Source organism: Streptomyces sp. NPDC111520 (genome assembly GCF_055635295.1).
This window is the reverse complement of record NZ_JBVKBW010000015.1, coordinates 169,761-184,025: the sequence shown is the minus strand read 5'-3', so window position 1 is coordinate 184,025 and position 14,265 is coordinate 169,761. Positions and strand designations below refer to the sequence as shown.

16 protein-coding genes are annotated in these 14,265 nt (G+C 73.5%); 10 read left to right on the top strand and 6 right to left on the bottom strand.

Going from position 1 to position 14,265, the window contains the following annotated elements; all coding sequences use genetic code 11:
- Positions 1–50 precede the first annotated feature (50 nt).
- On the top strand, positions 51–1,781 hold the full coding sequence (locus tag ACZ7MY_RS31260) for a phospho-sugar mutase (RefSeq protein WP_499606636.1): 1,731 nt from the start codon (positions 51–53) through the stop codon (positions 1,779–1,781).
- Between the two features lie 35 nt (positions 1,782–1,816).
- Here ACZ7MY_RS31260 and ACZ7MY_RS31255 read toward each other — a convergent pair whose 3' ends face one another.
- The 3 genes from ACZ7MY_RS31255 to ACZ7MY_RS31245 form a co-directional block, all read right to left on the bottom strand.
- Positions 1,817–2,470 (bottom strand): PH domain-containing protein, encoded by a 654-nt coding sequence (locus ACZ7MY_RS31255; RefSeq protein WP_499606635.1) that lies wholly within the window; start codon positions 2,468–2,470, stop codon positions 1,817–1,819.
- A gap of 78 nt (positions 2,471–2,548) precedes the next feature.
- Positions 2,549–3,520, bottom strand: coding sequence for a hypothetical protein (locus ACZ7MY_RS31250; RefSeq protein WP_499606634.1), 972 nt, complete (start codon positions 3,518–3,520; stop codon positions 2,549–2,551).
- Positions 3,517–4,104 (bottom strand): SigE family RNA polymerase sigma factor, encoded by a 588-nt coding sequence (locus tag ACZ7MY_RS31245; protein WP_499606633.1) that lies wholly within the window; start codon positions 4,102–4,104, stop codon positions 3,517–3,519. Before ACZ7MY_RS31245 ends, ACZ7MY_RS31250 begins: the two co-directional genes overlap by 4 nt.
- A gap of 130 nt (positions 4,105–4,234) precedes the next feature.
- Here ACZ7MY_RS31245 and deoC point away from each other — a divergent pair, with 130 nt between their 5' ends.
- From deoC to ACZ7MY_RS31230, 3 genes are read left to right on the top strand one after another with little or no spacing between them, the layout of a single operon-like run.
- Positions 4,235–5,230, top strand: coding sequence for a deoxyribose-phosphate aldolase (gene deoC, locus ACZ7MY_RS31240; protein ID WP_499606660.1), 996 nt, complete (start codon positions 4,235–4,237; stop codon positions 5,228–5,230).
- 8 nt (positions 5,231–5,238) lie between these two features.
- Positions 5,239–6,726 carry an aldehyde dehydrogenase family protein gene (locus ACZ7MY_RS31235; protein ID WP_499606632.1) on the top strand — a complete coding sequence of 496 codons (1,488 nt, stop codon included), beginning with the start codon at positions 5,239–5,241 and terminating at the stop codon, positions 6,724–6,726.
- Positions 6,719–7,633 (top strand): aldehyde dehydrogenase family protein, encoded by a 915-nt coding sequence (locus ACZ7MY_RS31230; RefSeq protein ID WP_499606631.1) that lies wholly within the window; start codon positions 6,719–6,721, stop codon positions 7,631–7,633. The genes ACZ7MY_RS31235 and ACZ7MY_RS31230 overlap by 8 nt, the downstream gene beginning before the upstream one ends.
- A gap of 133 nt (positions 7,634–7,766) precedes the next feature.
- Here the strand turns inward: ACZ7MY_RS31230 and ACZ7MY_RS31225 are convergent, their stop codons facing one another.
- Positions 7,767–8,117 carry a hypothetical protein gene (locus ACZ7MY_RS31225; protein ID WP_499606630.1) on the bottom strand — a complete coding sequence of 117 codons (351 nt, stop codon included), beginning with the start codon at positions 8,115–8,117 and terminating at the stop codon, positions 7,767–7,769.
- 172 nt (positions 8,118–8,289) lie between these two features.
- Between ACZ7MY_RS31225 and ACZ7MY_RS31220 the strand changes: the two genes are divergently transcribed.
- Positions 8,290–8,913: an ATP-binding protein gene (locus ACZ7MY_RS31220; protein WP_499606629.1), complete on the top strand. Its 624-nt coding sequence runs from the start codon at positions 8,290–8,292 to the stop codon at positions 8,911–8,913.
- A gap of 153 nt (positions 8,914–9,066) precedes the next feature.
- On the opposite strand, the gene ACZ7MY_RS31215 is transcribed toward ACZ7MY_RS31220, so the two are convergent.
- Complete coding sequence (locus tag ACZ7MY_RS31215; RefSeq protein ID WP_499606628.1) at positions 9,067–9,843, bottom strand: SigE family RNA polymerase sigma factor; 777 nt, start codon at positions 9,841–9,843, stop codon at positions 9,067–9,069.
- Between the two features lie 187 nt (positions 9,844–10,030).
- Here ACZ7MY_RS31215 and ACZ7MY_RS31210 point away from each other — a divergent pair, with 187 nt between their 5' ends.
- The 5 genes from ACZ7MY_RS31210 to ACZ7MY_RS31190 all read left to right on the top strand — a co-directional run bounded on the left by ACZ7MY_RS31210 (position 10,031) and on the right by ACZ7MY_RS31190 (position 13,750).
- Entirely contained in the window at positions 10,031–10,708 is a 678-nt protein-coding gene (locus tag ACZ7MY_RS31210) for a response regulator (protein ID WP_431960160.1), read from the top strand.
- An 83-nt stretch (positions 10,709–10,791) separates the two neighbouring features.
- Positions 10,792–12,267: an ATP-binding protein gene (locus tag ACZ7MY_RS31205; protein ID WP_499606659.1), complete on the top strand. Its 1,476-nt coding sequence runs from the start codon at positions 10,792–10,794 to the stop codon at positions 12,265–12,267.
- The gene (locus ACZ7MY_RS31200; RefSeq protein ID WP_499606627.1) at positions 12,264–12,923 is read left to right on the top strand and encodes a hypothetical protein; all 660 of its coding nucleotides are present in this window, start codon (positions 12,264–12,266) and stop codon (positions 12,921–12,923) included. The genes ACZ7MY_RS31205 and ACZ7MY_RS31200 overlap by 4 nt, the downstream gene beginning before the upstream one ends.
- A 53-nt stretch (positions 12,924–12,976) precedes the next feature.
- Entirely contained in the window at positions 12,977–13,465 is a 489-nt protein-coding gene (locus ACZ7MY_RS31195) for a VanZ family protein (RefSeq protein WP_499606626.1), read from the top strand.
- Positions 13,466–13,549: 84 nt separating this feature from the next.
- Positions 13,550–13,750, top strand: a complete 201-nt coding sequence (locus ACZ7MY_RS31190; protein WP_499606625.1) for a PspC domain-containing protein — start codon at positions 13,550–13,552, stop codon at positions 13,748–13,750.
- Positions 13,751–13,824: 74 nt separating this feature from the next.
- On the opposite strand, the gene ACZ7MY_RS31185 is transcribed toward ACZ7MY_RS31190, so the two are convergent.
- Positions 13,825–14,154 carry a hypothetical protein gene (locus ACZ7MY_RS31185; RefSeq protein ID WP_499606624.1) on the bottom strand — a complete coding sequence of 110 codons (330 nt, stop codon included), beginning with the start codon at positions 14,152–14,154 and terminating at the stop codon, positions 13,825–13,827.
- Positions 14,155–14,265: the final 111 nt, after the last annotated feature.

The following is a 14,265-nucleotide window of genomic DNA, read 5'->3' as shown; positions in this document are numbered from 1 at the left end:
CGCGCGGGGCGCGGGCGGCACCGAAGACCGAGACATCGCAGGAGCATCACGTGGCAAGCGCAAGCGAGAACGCGGAGTTGGTCCTTCAGGCACGCACCTGGCTGGCCGAGGACCCGGACCCCGACACCCGCTCCGAGCTGGAGGCCCTGCTCGCGGCCGTCGAGTCGGGCGACACGGCGGCCGCCGACGACCTCGCGGCCCGGTTCGCCGGCACCCTGCAGTTCGGGACCGCGGGGCTGCGCGGGGAGGTCGGCGCGGGCCCGATGCGCATGAACCGCTCCGTGGTCATCCGGGCCGCCGCCGGTCTCGCCGCGTACCTCAAGGCGCAGGGCCGGGGCGACGGTCTGGTCGTCGTGGGTCACGACGCCCGCCACAAGTCGGTGGACTTCGCCCGCGACACCGCCGCCGTCATGGTCGGCGCGGGCCTGCGGGCGGCCGTGCTGCCCGGTCCGCTGCCGACGCCGGTGCTGGCCTTCGCCGTCCGTCACCTGGGCGCGGTCGCGGGGGTCGCGGTGACCGCGAGCCACAACCCCCCGCGCGACAACGGCTACAAGGTCTACCTGGGCGACGGCTCGCAGATCGTCCCGCCCGCCGACGCCGGGATCGCCGACGAGATCGCCGCGGTCGGCCCGCTGGCCGGCGTGCCGCTCGCGGACGAGGGCTGGGAGGTCCTCGGCGACGAGGTCGTCGAGGCCTACCTGGACCGCGCCGCCTCGGTCGTGGACCGCCACACCCCGCGCGACCTCTCGGTCGTCTACACCCCCCTGCACGGGGTCGGCCGCGACGTGCTGACCGCCGCCTTCGTGCGGGCCGGGTTCCCCGCCCCGCACGTCGTCGCCGAACAGGGCGAGCCGGACCCGGACTTCCCGACCGTCGCCTTCCCGAACCCGGAGGAGCCGGGGGCGATGGACCTGGCCTTCGCCGCGGCCCGTGCGCTCGGCCCCGGTGTCGACATCGTCATCGCCAACGACCCCGACGCCGACCGCTGCGCCGTGGCCGTGCCGGACCGCGCCGCCGACGGCGGCTGGCGGATGCTGCGCGGCGACGAGGTCGGCGCGCTGCTCGCCACCCACCTGGTGCACCGCCGGGCCGACGGCACCTTCGCGGCGAGCATCGTCTCCTCCTCCCTGCTGTCGCGCATCGCCGCCCGCGCGGGGCTGCCCTACGCCGACACCCTGACCGGCTTCAAGTGGATCTCCCGGGTGGAGGGCCTGCGCTACGGGTACGAGGAGGCGCTGGGCTACTGCGTCGACCCCGAGGGCGTGCGTGACAAGGACGGCGTCACCGCCGCCCTGGCCGTGGCGGAACTGACCGCCGAGCTCAAGGCGAAGGGCCGCACCCTCTCCGACCTGCTGGACGACATCGCCCTGGAGTACGGGCTGCACGCCACCGACCAGCTCTCGGTGCGGGTCGCCGACCTGTCGGTGATCGACGACGCGATGAGCCGGCTGCGCGAGCGGCCGCCCGGCTCGCTGGCCGGTATCGCCGTCGACTCCGCCGAGGACCTCGCCAAGGGCAGCGCGGAGCTGCCGCCCACCGACGGCCTGCGCTACCGGCTGGCCGGCTCACCGGGCGCCGGTGTGGAGTCGGCCCGGGTGATCGTGCGGCCGAGCGGCACCGAGCCCAAGCTGAAGTGCTACCTGGAGGTCGTGCTGCCCGTGCCGGGCGCCGACCGCCTGGCCGCCGTGCGCGCTCAGGCCGCCGAGGTCCTGGCGGCCGTCAAGGCCGACCTCGCGACGGCCGCCGGGCTTCCCGGCGACGAGGCCGCGGCACGGCCCTGACGCCCCCGCGGAGCGACGGCGCCCCGTCCGCCGGCTCAGCCGATGGCGAGCAGCACGATCAGCACGACCACTCCCGCGACCGCGGGGGCGATCACCTCGTAGGCCCAGCGGACCGTGACCTCGCTGGGCGCGCCCTCCCGGCCGCCGTGCCGCTCCGCGAGCTCGCGCAGCTCGTCGACGACGCGGTCGGACCAGGCCCGGCTCGTGTCCGGGCCCCCGGGACGGGACCCCAGCGTCGCGCCCGGGTCGCCCGCGGCGGCGGCGCGCGACTTGGCCCGCGCGGCCCGCTTGCGGGCCCGCATCGACACCGGGACCGCCCACAGCTGGTACTTCCTGCCCTCCGCGAACAGCTCGGTCGAGTACCCCGAGCGCAGCCCCTCCACGGCGCCCCAGGACGCGGTGACGGTACGGAACGGGTTGCGGACCACGAGCCGGTCGTCGCCCGCCCGGACGACCGGACGCAGGGTGAACGCGACGACCAGCGGCACGATCAGCAGCATCAGCGCGAGGGCCACCCACGGCGTGTTCCCCGTGCCGCGGACGACGGCGTCGATGCCGAGCCACAGCGTGATGGCGAGCATGAGCACGCCGCCTGCGACGCCGGCCGCCGAGCGGTAGGAACGCTCGGCGTACTTCGGCTGCCCGGGTTCGGGCTGCGGTTCGGGGGCGGGATTCTCGGAGCTCGTCATGAGATCAGATTGTGCCTGACCCCGCGCCTCCGCCCCGCGGGACGGAGGTTGCGTTAGTGCATCGGCGTCAGCGACCGCTCACTCGTACGCCTTGTCCTGCGCGGAGTCGTAGACGACCTTGCCCCCCGCGTCGTAGCCCTTGATGTGCGGCAGGGTGTCCTCCGCCTGGGCCAGGACCCCCGTCGCGGCGAAGTACCCGTGGTCGAGCGCGGCCTGCTGCGTGACGCCGCCCCAGGAGACGGTGACCTTGGCGACGCCGGGTTCGACCGTGCCGACGCTGCCCCAGCGGAAGGGGAACCGGTACGGCAGCCCCGGGCCGGTGGCGGTGTCCTGCTTGTAGAGCCGGTAGGCGTTGTCGTCCGGCACGACGGGCCCGCGGCCGGGGTCGGAGGTGTCGCCCGAGCTGACGTTCACGCCCTGCGTCTCCCCGCCCTTGTCCGTGCAGATGAGCCGGACCGGCGTGCCACCGGGGCTGCCGACCGCCACCACCCGGATGCCGTCGCCGGGCGAGTTCATGTCGCCGGTGGCGTTCAGCGCGAGGAGCACCCGGTAGTCCTCGGGCTTACCGAGCTCCTGTGCGGCGGGCGAGTCCGCCCGCTGGTGCTGCGCGTCGAAGGCGAGGCACCCCTCCAGGGCCTCGGCCGCCCGCTCCAGCGTGATCCCGTCGGCGAGTTGCCCCGGCGTGACCGGAGCCGCCGGCCCGCTCGGTGCCGCGCTCGTGCGCACCGGTGCGGACGGGTGCGGCGAGTCGGCGCTCGCCCGCACCGACGGCCGGGCGTCCTGACCCGGCAGGGCGGCCGAACCGCCGCCCGGCTGGTAGTGCATCGCGACGGCCGTGCCGGGCACCACGACGAGTGCCGCCAGCCCGGCCCCGGCGGCGAACACCCGGCGTCTGCGGCTCGTCCTGCCCTGCCGCACGATCGTGGTGTAGGGCGCCTCGCGCGTGTGCAGTCCGTCCGTCTGTTCCTCCAGGAGCTCGCGCAGCCGCGCCTCGAACTCCGTGTCGCCGTCCGCGAGGCCGTGCCCCGTCGTGTCTCCCGTGTCCCTCATCGGGCCCCTCCTTCGAGCTTCGTGTCCTTCGCCGTGCCCCAGCGCCCCGGCCGCGTCGCCGCGCCGGCCCCCGCGCCGACGGGCTCCCCGGCCGTCACGGCCGTGCCCAGCCGGGCCCGCAGCTTGGCCAGGCCCCTGGCCGCCTGGCTCTTGACCGTCCCGGCCGAGCAGCCCAGGGCGTGGGCGACCTCCGTCTCGGACAGGTCGTCCCAGTACCGCAGCACGACCACGGCCCGCTGCCGGGCGGGCAGTTCGCCGAGGGCGGCGAGCAGCTCCTCGCGCTGCGCCACCCGCGCCGTGGGATCGGCCCCGGCGCCCTCGGGCGGTACGTCCGTGAGCCGTTCGGCCACGCGTTTCTTGCGGAACCGGTCCTTGTTGCAGCTGATCAGGATCCGCCGCACGTACGCGTCCGGGTTGTCGCTGCGCTGCACCCGCCGCCAGGACCGGTACGCCTTGGCCAGCGCGGTCTGCGCCAGGTCCTCCGCGTGATGCCCGTCACCTGTGAGCAGGTAGGCGGTCCTGACCAGATGGGCCCATCTGGCGCGGACGTAGCCTTGGAACTCCGCCTCGTCGTCTGGATTCATCGATGACCCCCTTCACCCACCAGACCACCGGTTCCGCCGATTCGGTTGCCGGGCCCCCCGTAAGGGGTCGGACGGATCCGTCCGTGACGGTGACATTCGCTACGCGCGTAGATATGCTGGTCTGGTGACCATGCCCACCACTGTTCCCGCTCACGGCCCCGACGCCGCGGCCCGGCTGGCGTCGATGGCCGACGTCACGGCCTCCGACGCCGCGCTGCGCCGCTACCTGCACGGGCTGCCCGGCGTCGACGCGGTCGGCCTCGAGGCCCGCGCCGCAAGCCTCGGCACCCGTTCGATCAAGACCACGGCGAAGGCGTACGCCATCGACCTGGCGATCTCGATGATCGACCTCACCACGCTCGAAGGCGCGGACACCCCGGGCAAGGTCCGGGCGCTGTGCGCCAAGGGCGTCAACCCGGACCCGACCGACCGCACGACCCCCAGGGTCGCCGCGATCTGCGTCTACCCGGACATGGCCGCGACCGCCAAGGAGGCCCTCGGCGACTCCGGCGTGCGCGTCGCCTCCGTCGCCACCGCCTTCCCGGCCGGCCGTGCCGCGCTGCCGGTCAAGCTCGCCGACACCGCCGACGCCGTGGCCGCCGGCGCCGACGAAGTGGACATGGTCATCGACCGCGGCGCCTTCCTCGCCGGCCACTACCTGAAGGTCTTCGAGGAGATCAAGGCGGTGAAGGAGGCCTGCCGCCGGCCCGACGGCAGCTCCGCCCACCTCAAGGTCATCTTCGAGACCGGCGAGCTGGCGACGTACGACAACATCCGCCGCGCCTCCTGGCTCGGCATGCTCGCCGGCGCCGACTTCATCAAGACCTCCACCGGCAAGGTGGCCGTCAACGCCACCCCCGCCAACACCCTGCTGATGCTCGAGGCGGTGCGCGACTTCCGCGCCGCCACGGGCGTGCAGGTCGGCGTGAAGCCGGCCGGCGGCATCCGCACCTCCAAGGACGCCATCAAGTTCCTGGTCCTCGTCAACGAGACCGTGGGCGAAGAGTGGCTGAGCAACGAGTGGTTCCGCTTCGGTGCCTCCAGCCTGCTGAACGACCTGCTCATGCAGCGTCAGAAGCTGAGCACCGGCCGCTACTCCGGCCCCGACTACGTGACGGTGGACTGAGAACTCCGATGACACAGACCAAGAAGAACCAGCAGCCCCAGCCGGCCGCGCAGCCGAAGCCGGGCTCCGCCTTCACGTACGCGCCGGCCCCGGAGTCCCGCTCCGTCGTCGACATCGCCCCGTCCTACGGCCTGTTCATCGACGGCGAGTTCACCGACGCCGCCGACGGCCGGGTCTTCAAGACCGTGAGCCCCTCCACCGAGGAGGTCCTCTCCGAGGTCGCCCGGGCCGGCGAGGCGGACGTGGACCGGGCTGTCAGGGCCGCCCGCAAGGCCTTCGCGTCGTGGTCGGCGCTGCCCGGCTCCGAGCGGGCCAAGTACCTGTTCCGCATCGCCCGGATCGTCCAGGAGCGCTCGCGCGAGCTGGCCGTCCTGGAGACGCTGGACAACGGCAAGCCGATCAAGGAGACCCGCGACGCCGACCTCCCGCTGGTCGCCGCGCACTTCTTCTACTACGCCGGCTGGGCCGACAAGCTCGGGCACGCCGGCTTCGGCCCGGCCCCCCGCCCGCTGGGCGTGGCCGGCCAGGTCATCCCGTGGAACTTCCCGCTGCTGATGCTGGCGTGGAAGATCGCCCCCGCGCTGGCCACCGGCAACACGGTCGTGCTCAAGCCGGCCGAGACCACCCCGTTGTCGGCGCTGTTCTTCGCCGACATCTGCCGCCAGGCGGGCCTGCCCAAGGGCGTCGTCAACGTCCTCCCCGGCTACGGTGACGCCGGCGCCGCGCTGGTCGCGCACGAGGACGTGGACAAGGTCGCCTTCACCGGCTCCACCGCCGTCGGCAAGCAGATCGCCCGCACCGTCGCCGGCAGCCGGAAGAAGCTCACCCTGGAGCTCGGCGGCAAGGGCGCCAACATCGTCTTCGACGACGCGCCCGTCGACCAGGCCGTCGAGGGCATCGTCAACGGCATCTTCTTCAACCAGGGTCAGGTCTGCTGCGCGGGCTCGCGGCTGCTGGTCCAGGAGTCCGTCGCGGACGAGGTGCTGGACGCGCTCAAGCGCCGGCTGTCGACGCTGCGCGTCGGCGACCCGCTGGACAAGAACACCGACATCGGCGCGATCAACTCCGCCGAGCAGCTGGCCCGGATCACCGCGCTCGCCGAGGCCGGCGAGGCCGAGGGCGCCGAGCGCTGGTCACCGGCGTGCGAACTGCCCTCCGCGGGCTACTGGTTCGCGCCGACGCTCTTCACCGGGGTCACCCAGGCGCACCGCGTCGCCCGCGAGGAGATCTTCGGCCCGGTGCTGTCGGTGCTGACCTTCCGCACCCCGGCCGAGGCCGTGGAGAAGGCCAACAACACCCCGTACGGCCTGTCCGCCGGGATCTGGACGGAGAAGGGCTCGCGCATCCTCTCGGTCGCGAACCAGCTGCGGGCCGGTGTGGTGTGGGCCAACACGTTCAACAAGTTCGACCCGACCTCGCCCTTCGGCGGCTACAAGGAGTCGGGCTTCGGCCGTGAGGGCGGCCGCCACGGTCTGGAGGCCTACCTCGATGTCTGACAAGCACGAGAAGACCGAGGCGGCGCGGCTGTCCGTCTTCAAGACCTACAAGCTGTTCGTCGGGGGCAAGTTCCCCCGCAGCGAGAGCGGGCGGGTGTACGAGGTGACCGACGCCAAGGGCAAGTGGCTGGCCAACGCCCCGCAGTCCTCCCGCAAGGACGCCCGTGACGCGGTGTCCGCCGCCCGCAAGGCCTTCGCCGGCTGGTCGGGCGCGACCGCGTACAACCGGGGGCAGATCCTCTACCGCGTCGCGGAGATGCTGGAGGGCCGCCGGGAGCAGTTCGTGCGCGAGGTCGCCGAGGCCGAGGGGCTGTCGAAGTCCAAGGCGGCGGCCGTGGTGGACGCCGCGATCGACCGCTGGGTCTGGTACGCGGGCTGGACGGACAAGATCGCCCAGGTCGTGGGCGGCGCCAACCCGGTGGCGGGCCCGTACTTCAACCTGTCGAGCCCCGAACCGACCGGTGTGGTGGCGGTCGTGGCACCGCAGGAGTCGTCCTTCCTCGGCCTGGTCTCGGTGATCGCCCCGGTGATCGCCACCGGCAACACCGCCGTGGTGGTGGCCGGCGAGCGGGCCCCGCTGCCCGCGCTGTCGCTGGGCGAGGTGCTGGCCACCTCCGACCTGCCGGGCGGGGTGGTCAACATCCTGTCCGGCCGCACCTCCGAGGTCGCGCCGACGCTCGCGGCGCACATGGACGTCAACGCGCTGGACCTGGCGGGGACGGTGGACGACGCCGCGCTCGCGAAGGAGCTGGAGGTCGCCGCCGCGGACAACCTCAAGCGCGTGCTCCGTCCACAGGCTGTGGACTGGGCCGCCGAGCCCGGCACGGACCGCATGACGGCCTTCCTGGAGACCAAGACCGTCTGGCACCCCGCGGGTGCCGGCGCGGCTTCCGGCTCCGCGTACTGACCCGTTCCCCCGGCGGCCCGTCCCGTCGCCGGGGGGACGACGGCACCCGCACGACCGACGGCGGGCCCCCGCGAACGAGATGTCCGCGGGGGCCCGCCGCCGTACGCGTGGCCGTACGCGTCCCGGCGCGGCGTCAGCCGCCCTGCAGGGTCCTGACGGTGTCGCCCACCAGCGGCAGGTCGGAGACCGTACGGCTGTCGGCGACCGGCTTGGTGACGTCCGCGGTGGAGACCGGCTTGAAGTCGGCGACCTGCGAACCCACGGAGTTGTCCAGCGGGTTGACGCTGGTCTGCGCGAACGGGTTGACCGGCAGGTGGTTCACCGTGCCGATCAGGGCCGACGTCGCCGCCCGGCCGGCCTTGGCGGCCGTGGCCGCTCCTTCGCTCTCGGCGTCCGCGTGCGCCGCGCCCGCCGAGGCGACGGCCGCGACGGACGACACCGCGAGGACGGTGGCGCGGAGAAGGGTGCGGGAGAACTGCGGCATGAGGATCCACCTGCCTGGTCGCCGGCCCGCCCACGGACCGGTCCCGGGACGGCGCGGCGACCGTCCCCGTACGCGACAATGACGTCACTCACGGTATTAGGTTGAACATCACGCATCCAAAGCATGTCCCGGCGGGTCACTCCAAAGGCGTAATGCGTCACACTGGTGTCCCGTGAGCTCTCGCCCTCCCGCCGCCCGCGTGATCCTGCTGACCGGTCCCTCCGGATCCGGCAAGTCCTCCCTCGCCGCCCGCACCGGCCTGCCGGTCCTGCGGCTGGACGACTTCTACAAGGAGCACGACGACCCGTCGCTCCCCATGCTGCCGAGCGGCATCGGCGCCGACTGGGACTCCCCGTCGTCCTGGAACGCCGACGCGGCGGTGGACGCCGTCGCGGAGTTGTGCGCCACGGGCCGGACGGCCGTCCCGGTGTACGAGATCTCCACCAGCTCCATCACCGGGCGGGCGGAGGTCGGCCTCGACGGGGCGCCGCTGTTCATCGCCGAGGGCATCTTCGCCGCCGACATCGTCGCGCGCTGCGCCGAACTCGGCCTGCTCGCGGACGCGCTGTGCCTGAGCCGGGGCGCGGTCACCACCGCACGCCGCCGCTTCGTCCGCGACCTGCGCGAGGGGCGGAAGTCACTGTCCTTCCTGCTGCGCCGCGGCTGGAACCTGATGCGCGCCGAACGGGACATCGTCGCCCGGCACGCGGCGCTCGGGGCGCATGTGTGCGACCGTGACGAGGCGCTGGAACGGATCGGTCGTGCAAATTTCCCACCGGTCGCCGTCCAGGTTTGAACGAAACGGCGCGCGGGGCCGTAAGGACATGCGTGAGGGAGCGGTGCGCACAGACCCCCCGCTGGGCGCGACCGCTCCCTCTTGCTTCCCCCGATCCCCCCGTGGGCTCCCCCGATCCCCCGTGGGCCCCCCGTTCCCCCGTTCCCCCCGGCGTCAGGCCACCAGCTCGCCGAACGCCGCCTCTTCGTCGACGCCCGCGCTGAGCGTCTGGTCCTCGCGCAGCCGGCGCAGGGAGCGCCAGATGCTGCTCTTCACCGTGCCGACGCTGATGCCGAGGATCTCGGCGATCTCCGGGTCGGTGCGGCCCTCGTAGTAACGGAGCACCAGCATCGTGCGCTGCGGCTCCGGGAGCTTGGCCAGTGCCTGCCACAGCACGGCCCGCAGTTCGGTGCCGCGCATCGCGTCCGTCTCGCCCGCCGTCTCCGGCAGCTCCTCGGTCGGGTACTCGTTGAGCTTGCGGCGCCGCCAGGCGCTGATGTGCAGGTTGGTCATGGTCCGGCGCAGGTAGCCGCCGACCGCGGCCTTGTCGCTGATCCGGTCCCAGGCCCGGTAGGTGGAGAACAGCGCGCTCTGCAGCAGGTCCTCCGCCTCGTAGCGGTCGCCCGTCAGGTGGTAGGCGGTCGCGTACAGGGAGGCCCGGCGCTCCTGGACGTACGCGGTGAAGTCCGCGTCCGCCGTGAAGCACCGCTCCCCCGGGATCTCCCGGGCCCCCGTGGCCTCCCCGCCGGCGACACCCCCGTGTCCCCCGTCTCCCCCGTGACCGCCCTCGACCGCCGTGATGTACGACGGCCGGTTGCGGACCACCTGACGCCCGGTGCCACGAGCGCACCCCCGCCCGCCCGTGGCACCGGACTTCTCTGCGCCCCTGCCCGCGGTGTGCAGGCGCGGCTGAAGGACTGCGGTGGTCGTCGTGCTGTGCAGTGCGTTCATTTCGCGCCCCCCGTGGGTGGAGCCGGTCTGGTCTTCGTACCTGTCCGGCGAGGGCCGCCCGGTGGCGTCCCCGTCGATGGGCATTAGCCTGCCGTGCCAGTTTCATGGCGCTGTCCGCCGAGTGTCACAGCCCCGTCACAGACCACGGCGGTACCTTCCACGGGCCCTCTTGGGAGAGAATGCGAGCGTGCCTTTCCTGTTGCTGATCGAGGACGACGACGCCATCCGAGCGAGCCTCGAACTCGCCCTGTCGCGCCAGGGCCACCGTGTGGTGGCCGCGGCCACGGGCGAGGACGGGCTGAAACTGCTGCGTGAGCAGCGGCCGGACCTGATCGTGCTGGACGTGATGCTCCCGGGCATCGACGGATTCGAGGTGTGCCGGCGCATCCGGCGCACCGACCAACTGCCGATCATCCTGCTGACCGCGCGCTCCGACGACATCGACGTCGTGGTGGGCCTGGAGTCCGGCGCCGACGACTACGTCGTCAAGCCCATCCAGCCCCGGGTGCTGGACGCCCGCATCCGTGCCGTGCTGCGGCGGGGCGAGCGGGACAGCACCGACTCGGCCGCCTTCGGCAGCATCGTCATCGACCGCTCGGCGATGACCGTCACGAAGAACGGCGAGGACCTGCAGCTCACGCCGACCGAGCTGCGGCTGCTGCTGGAGCTGAGCCGCCGGCCCGGACAGGCCCTGTCCCGGCAGCAGTTGCTGCGCCTGGTGTGGGAGCACGACTACCTCGGCGACTCGCGGCTGGTGGACGCCTGCGTGCAGCGGCTGCGCGCCAAGATCGAGGACGTGCCCTCGTCGCCGACCCTGATCCGTACCGTCCGGGGTGTCGGTTACCGCCTGGACGCGCCGGCGTGAGTCAACCGCTCCACGAGGACCGCGAGGACACGACGGGTGACGACGGCGCGGACCGGCGGCTGAGCGGCTGGAGGTCGCGGCTGCTGCGGCTGACCAGCCTGCGGCTGCGGCTGGTCGCCGTCTTCGCCGCGGTGGCCCTGGCGGCCGCCGTCTCGGCCTCCGGCATCGCGTACTGGCTCAACCGCGACGCCGTGCTGACCCGCGCCCAGAACGCCGCCCTCAACGACTTCCGCGCCTCGATGACCCGCAACGCGGGCTCGCTGCCCCGGCACCCGTCCTGCGACAAGCTGGCCGACGCCGCGCGCAACATCGGCAGCAGCACGCAGAGCTACCAGGTGCTGCTGATCGGCACCGGCCCGGACGGCGAGCGCTGCGCGACCAAGTCGCAGAGCGACGGCTTCTCGCTGGACGCCGTCCCCTCCACGCTCCGCAAGGCCGTCAGCAAGCGCAACCCCAAGGCGGGCGACCCCGCCGAGTACCACCTGTACTGGCAGCGGGTCACCCGCAACGGCCAGCCGTACCTGGTGGGCGGGGCCAAGGTGATCGGCGGCGGGCCGACCGGCTACATGTTCAAGTCGCTGGAGGCCGAGCGGAAGGACCTCAACTCGCTGGCCTGGTCGCTCGGCATCGCCACCGCCCTCGCCCTGATCGGCGCGGCGCTGCTGGCCCAGGCCGCGGCCTCCACCGTGCTGCGGCCCGTGGCGCGCCTCGGCGACGCCGCCAGGCGGCTCGGCGAGGGCAAGCTCGACACCCGGCTGCGGGTCACCGGGACCGACGAACTCGCCGAGCTGTCACGGACGTTCAACCGCACCGCGGAGCGGCTGGAGCGGCGGGTGGACGAGCTCAGCCAGCGCGAGGCGGCCAGCCGCCGCTTCGTGGCCGACATGTCGCACGAGCTGCGCACCCCGCTGACCGCCATCACCGCCGTGACCGAGGTCCTGGAGGACGAGGCGGACTCGCTCGACCCGATGATCGCCCCGGCGGTGCGGCTGGTGGTCAGCGAGACCAAGCGGCTGGGCGAGCTGGTGGAGAACCTGATGGAGGTCACCCGCTTCGACGCGGGCACGGCCCGCCTGGTCATGGACGACGTCGACGTCTCCGACCTGGTCACCGCCTGCATCGACGCCCGTGCCTGGCTCGACGCGGTGGAACTGGACGCGCCGCGCGGCATCATCGCGCTGCTCGACCCGCGCCGCATCGACGTGATCCTGGCCAACCTGATCGGCAACGCCCTCAAGCACGGCGGTTCGCCGGTCCGGGTCAAGGTCAGGCAGGACGGGGACGAGCTCGTCGTCGAGGTCGCCGACAACGGCCCCGGCATCCCGGAGGACGTGCTGCCGCACGTCTTCGACCGGTTCTTCAAGGCGGACGCCTCCCGGGCCCGTTCCGAGGGGAGCGGCCTGGGCCTGTCCATCGCCCTGGAGAACGCGCACATCCACGGCGGAGAGATCGCCGCGGCCAACGACCCTGCCGGCGGTGCGGTGTTCACGCTGCGGCTGCCGATGCGCACCGGGGCGGGCCAGGCGGCGGAGACCGAGGAAGGGAACGAGAGCAAGTGACGCAGCCGTCCCGGGGCGCCGCCCCGGACGCCCCGGCTCCGACGTCCGCGGGTGCCGCCCGCCGTCGGCGCGCCCCGCTCCTCACCCTGCTCGGCGTGGTCCTGCTGGCCGGCTGCGGCATCCGCACCACCTCGGTGCCGGTGGACGCCGGGCCCGCGCCCTCCCGTGTCTCCTGCGCGGTGCCGGACGAGGAGGCGACCGCCACGGCGACGACCTCGGCGTCGCCCCGCGGGCTGACCGCCCGGGTGTACCTGGTGTGCAGCGCCCAGGTGGCCGCGGTGAACCGCTCGGTGCGGACCGAGGGCCTGGACCAGCTGGGCACGGCCGTGCTGCTCCTGCGCGAACTGCAGCACAAACCGCGCGGCGGGGAGTCGTCGGCCGGCTTCACCACGGCCGTGCAGGGCGACCTCGCGGTGGAGGGACCGCGCCGCGACGACCCGCGCGGCTCGCTGCGGCTCAGCGCCCCGCTGGGCGACCTGCCGCCGTTCGCGCTCGCCCAGCTGGTGTGCACCTACGCGGGGACGGCCGCGAGCTCCGTCACCGGCGGGGTGCTCCTGGGCGGCCCCGACGACACCCCGGTGCGCCGCTTCACCTGCACCGGCGACCTGCGCACCGACCCGGAGGCGGCCGAGACCGCTGGAACCGCCGTGAAGTGACGGACGTCCTTCCAGGCGTGCGGCGCGACGGCTCTCTCCCGAAAGTGCGCGCGGTGGGCCTGGTACTCGCCGCGGTCCATCTGGCTCTGGTCGGGTGGCTGATGTTGCGTCCGCAGTACGTGCCCTGGGTGGACGCCCCCAACCTCCGCCCGTTCGCCAGCATCCGTTCCGACCTCGCCCTCGGGCCCGCGGAGGCGGCCCGCCGGATCGGCGCGGGGCTGGCGCTGCTGGCCCCGCTGGGTGTGCTGCTGCCGATGGCGGGCGGCCGGGTGCGGGTGTCGGCGCCGGGCTCGTTCGCGCGCACGGTCTTCGCGGGGCTGATGATCTCGCTCGCGCTGGAGTTCGTGCAGACCGGGGTGCCGGGCCAGATATTCGACGTGGACGCCCTGCTGCTCAACACGGCCGGGGTCGCGCTGGCCCACCTCGCCGTGGTGCCCGCGGTGCGCGCCTGGGTGCACCGGCGCAGCGTCCGCCGGCAGGCCCGGCTGACCGGCACTCAGGGGCGGACCCCGAGGATTCCCAGGGTCGGGATCGCACCGTAGAGCGACGATTCGCGACGGTATGCGCTCGTACGGTGATGTCATCGGCCGGAGAGACCGGCCTGGACTCCCGAAGGAGCACCCACCATGTCCGCACTGGTCCGCCCCCGTCACGGCCGGATGATCGCCGGGGTCTGCGCCGGGCTCGCAGACCGGTTCGGCACCTCCGCCACCACGATGCGCGTGATCTTCCTGCTGTCGTGCCTGCTGCCCGGGCCGCAGTTCCTGCTCTACCTCGCGCTGTGGCTGCTGCTGCCGAACGAGGGGGCCACGAAGGCCGCTGTGTGACGCCACGGCCCCGGAGCACCGGCGGGCCGCACCCCTGAGGGGTGCGGCCCGTCCGCCGTGCGTACGGCCGGTGCTCAGCCGCCGATCGGCAGGCCCTGCAGCGGGAGCTGACCCAGCGGCAGCTGCCCGCCGACCGGGAGGCCGCCGAGCAGGGTGCCCAGGCCCTTGGGGGCGTTCTGCACACCGGGGACGAGGTTGGTCGACTTCGGCAGGCCGCTGGTGACGGCGTCGACCGGGACCGCCTTCGCGACGTTGGCGACCGGCACGGAGGCCGGCAGGGCCGAGGCGTCCGGCAGGCCGAGGTTGGCTTCCGTCGGAGCGGCGGAGGCGACGCCCGCGGCGGCCCCGACGAAGGCCACGCCCAGCGCGGCGGCACCGAGAGTCTTGACGGTTCCGGTCTTCATGGTTGCGATCCTCGTGATGGGGGATGGTGCGTCCGCCGCGGAGCACACGGATGGTGTTCGCGGGATTTCGGAACGTAGCGACGGAACGCGGGGCGGTGCAAGCAGCCGCGC

Bases quoted from the DNA above. Each gene is read 5' to 3' on its own strand.
- ACZ7MY_RS31225 (WP_499606630.1), bottom strand. From the start codon at position 8,117: ATGCCGCAGTTCTCCCGCACCCTTCTCCGCGCCACCGTCCTCGCGGTG.
- deoC (WP_499606660.1), top strand. From the start codon at position 4,235: ATGCCCACCACTGTTCCCGCTCACGGCCCCGACGCCGCGGCCCGGCTG.
- ACZ7MY_RS31255 (WP_499606635.1), bottom strand. From the start codon at position 2,470: ATGACGAGCTCCGAGAATCCCGCCCCCGAACCGCAGCCCGAACCCGGG.
- ACZ7MY_RS31235 (WP_499606632.1), top strand. From the start codon at position 5,239: ATGACACAGACCAAGAAGAACCAGCAGCCCCAGCCGGCCGCGCAGCCG.
- ACZ7MY_RS31185 (WP_499606624.1), bottom strand. From the start codon at position 14,154: ATGAAGACCGGAACCGTCAAGACTCTCGGTGCCGCCGCGCTGGGCGTG.
- ACZ7MY_RS31250 (WP_499606634.1), bottom strand. From the start codon at position 3,520: ATGAGGGACACGGGAGACACGACGGGGCACGGCCTCGCGGACGGCGAC.
- ACZ7MY_RS31190 (WP_499606625.1), top strand. From the start codon at position 13,550: ATGTCCGCACTGGTCCGCCCCCGTCACGGCCGGATGATCGCCGGGGTC.
- ACZ7MY_RS31215 (WP_499606628.1), bottom strand. From the start codon at position 9,843: ATGAACGCACTGCACAGCACGACGACCACCGCAGTCCTTCAGCCGCGC.
- ACZ7MY_RS31230 (WP_499606631.1), top strand. From the start codon at position 6,719: ATGTCTGACAAGCACGAGAAGACCGAGGCGGCGCGGCTGTCCGTCTTC.
- ACZ7MY_RS31245 (WP_499606633.1), bottom strand. From the start codon at position 4,104: ATGAATCCAGACGACGAGGCGGAGTTCCAAGGCTACGTCCGCGCCAGA.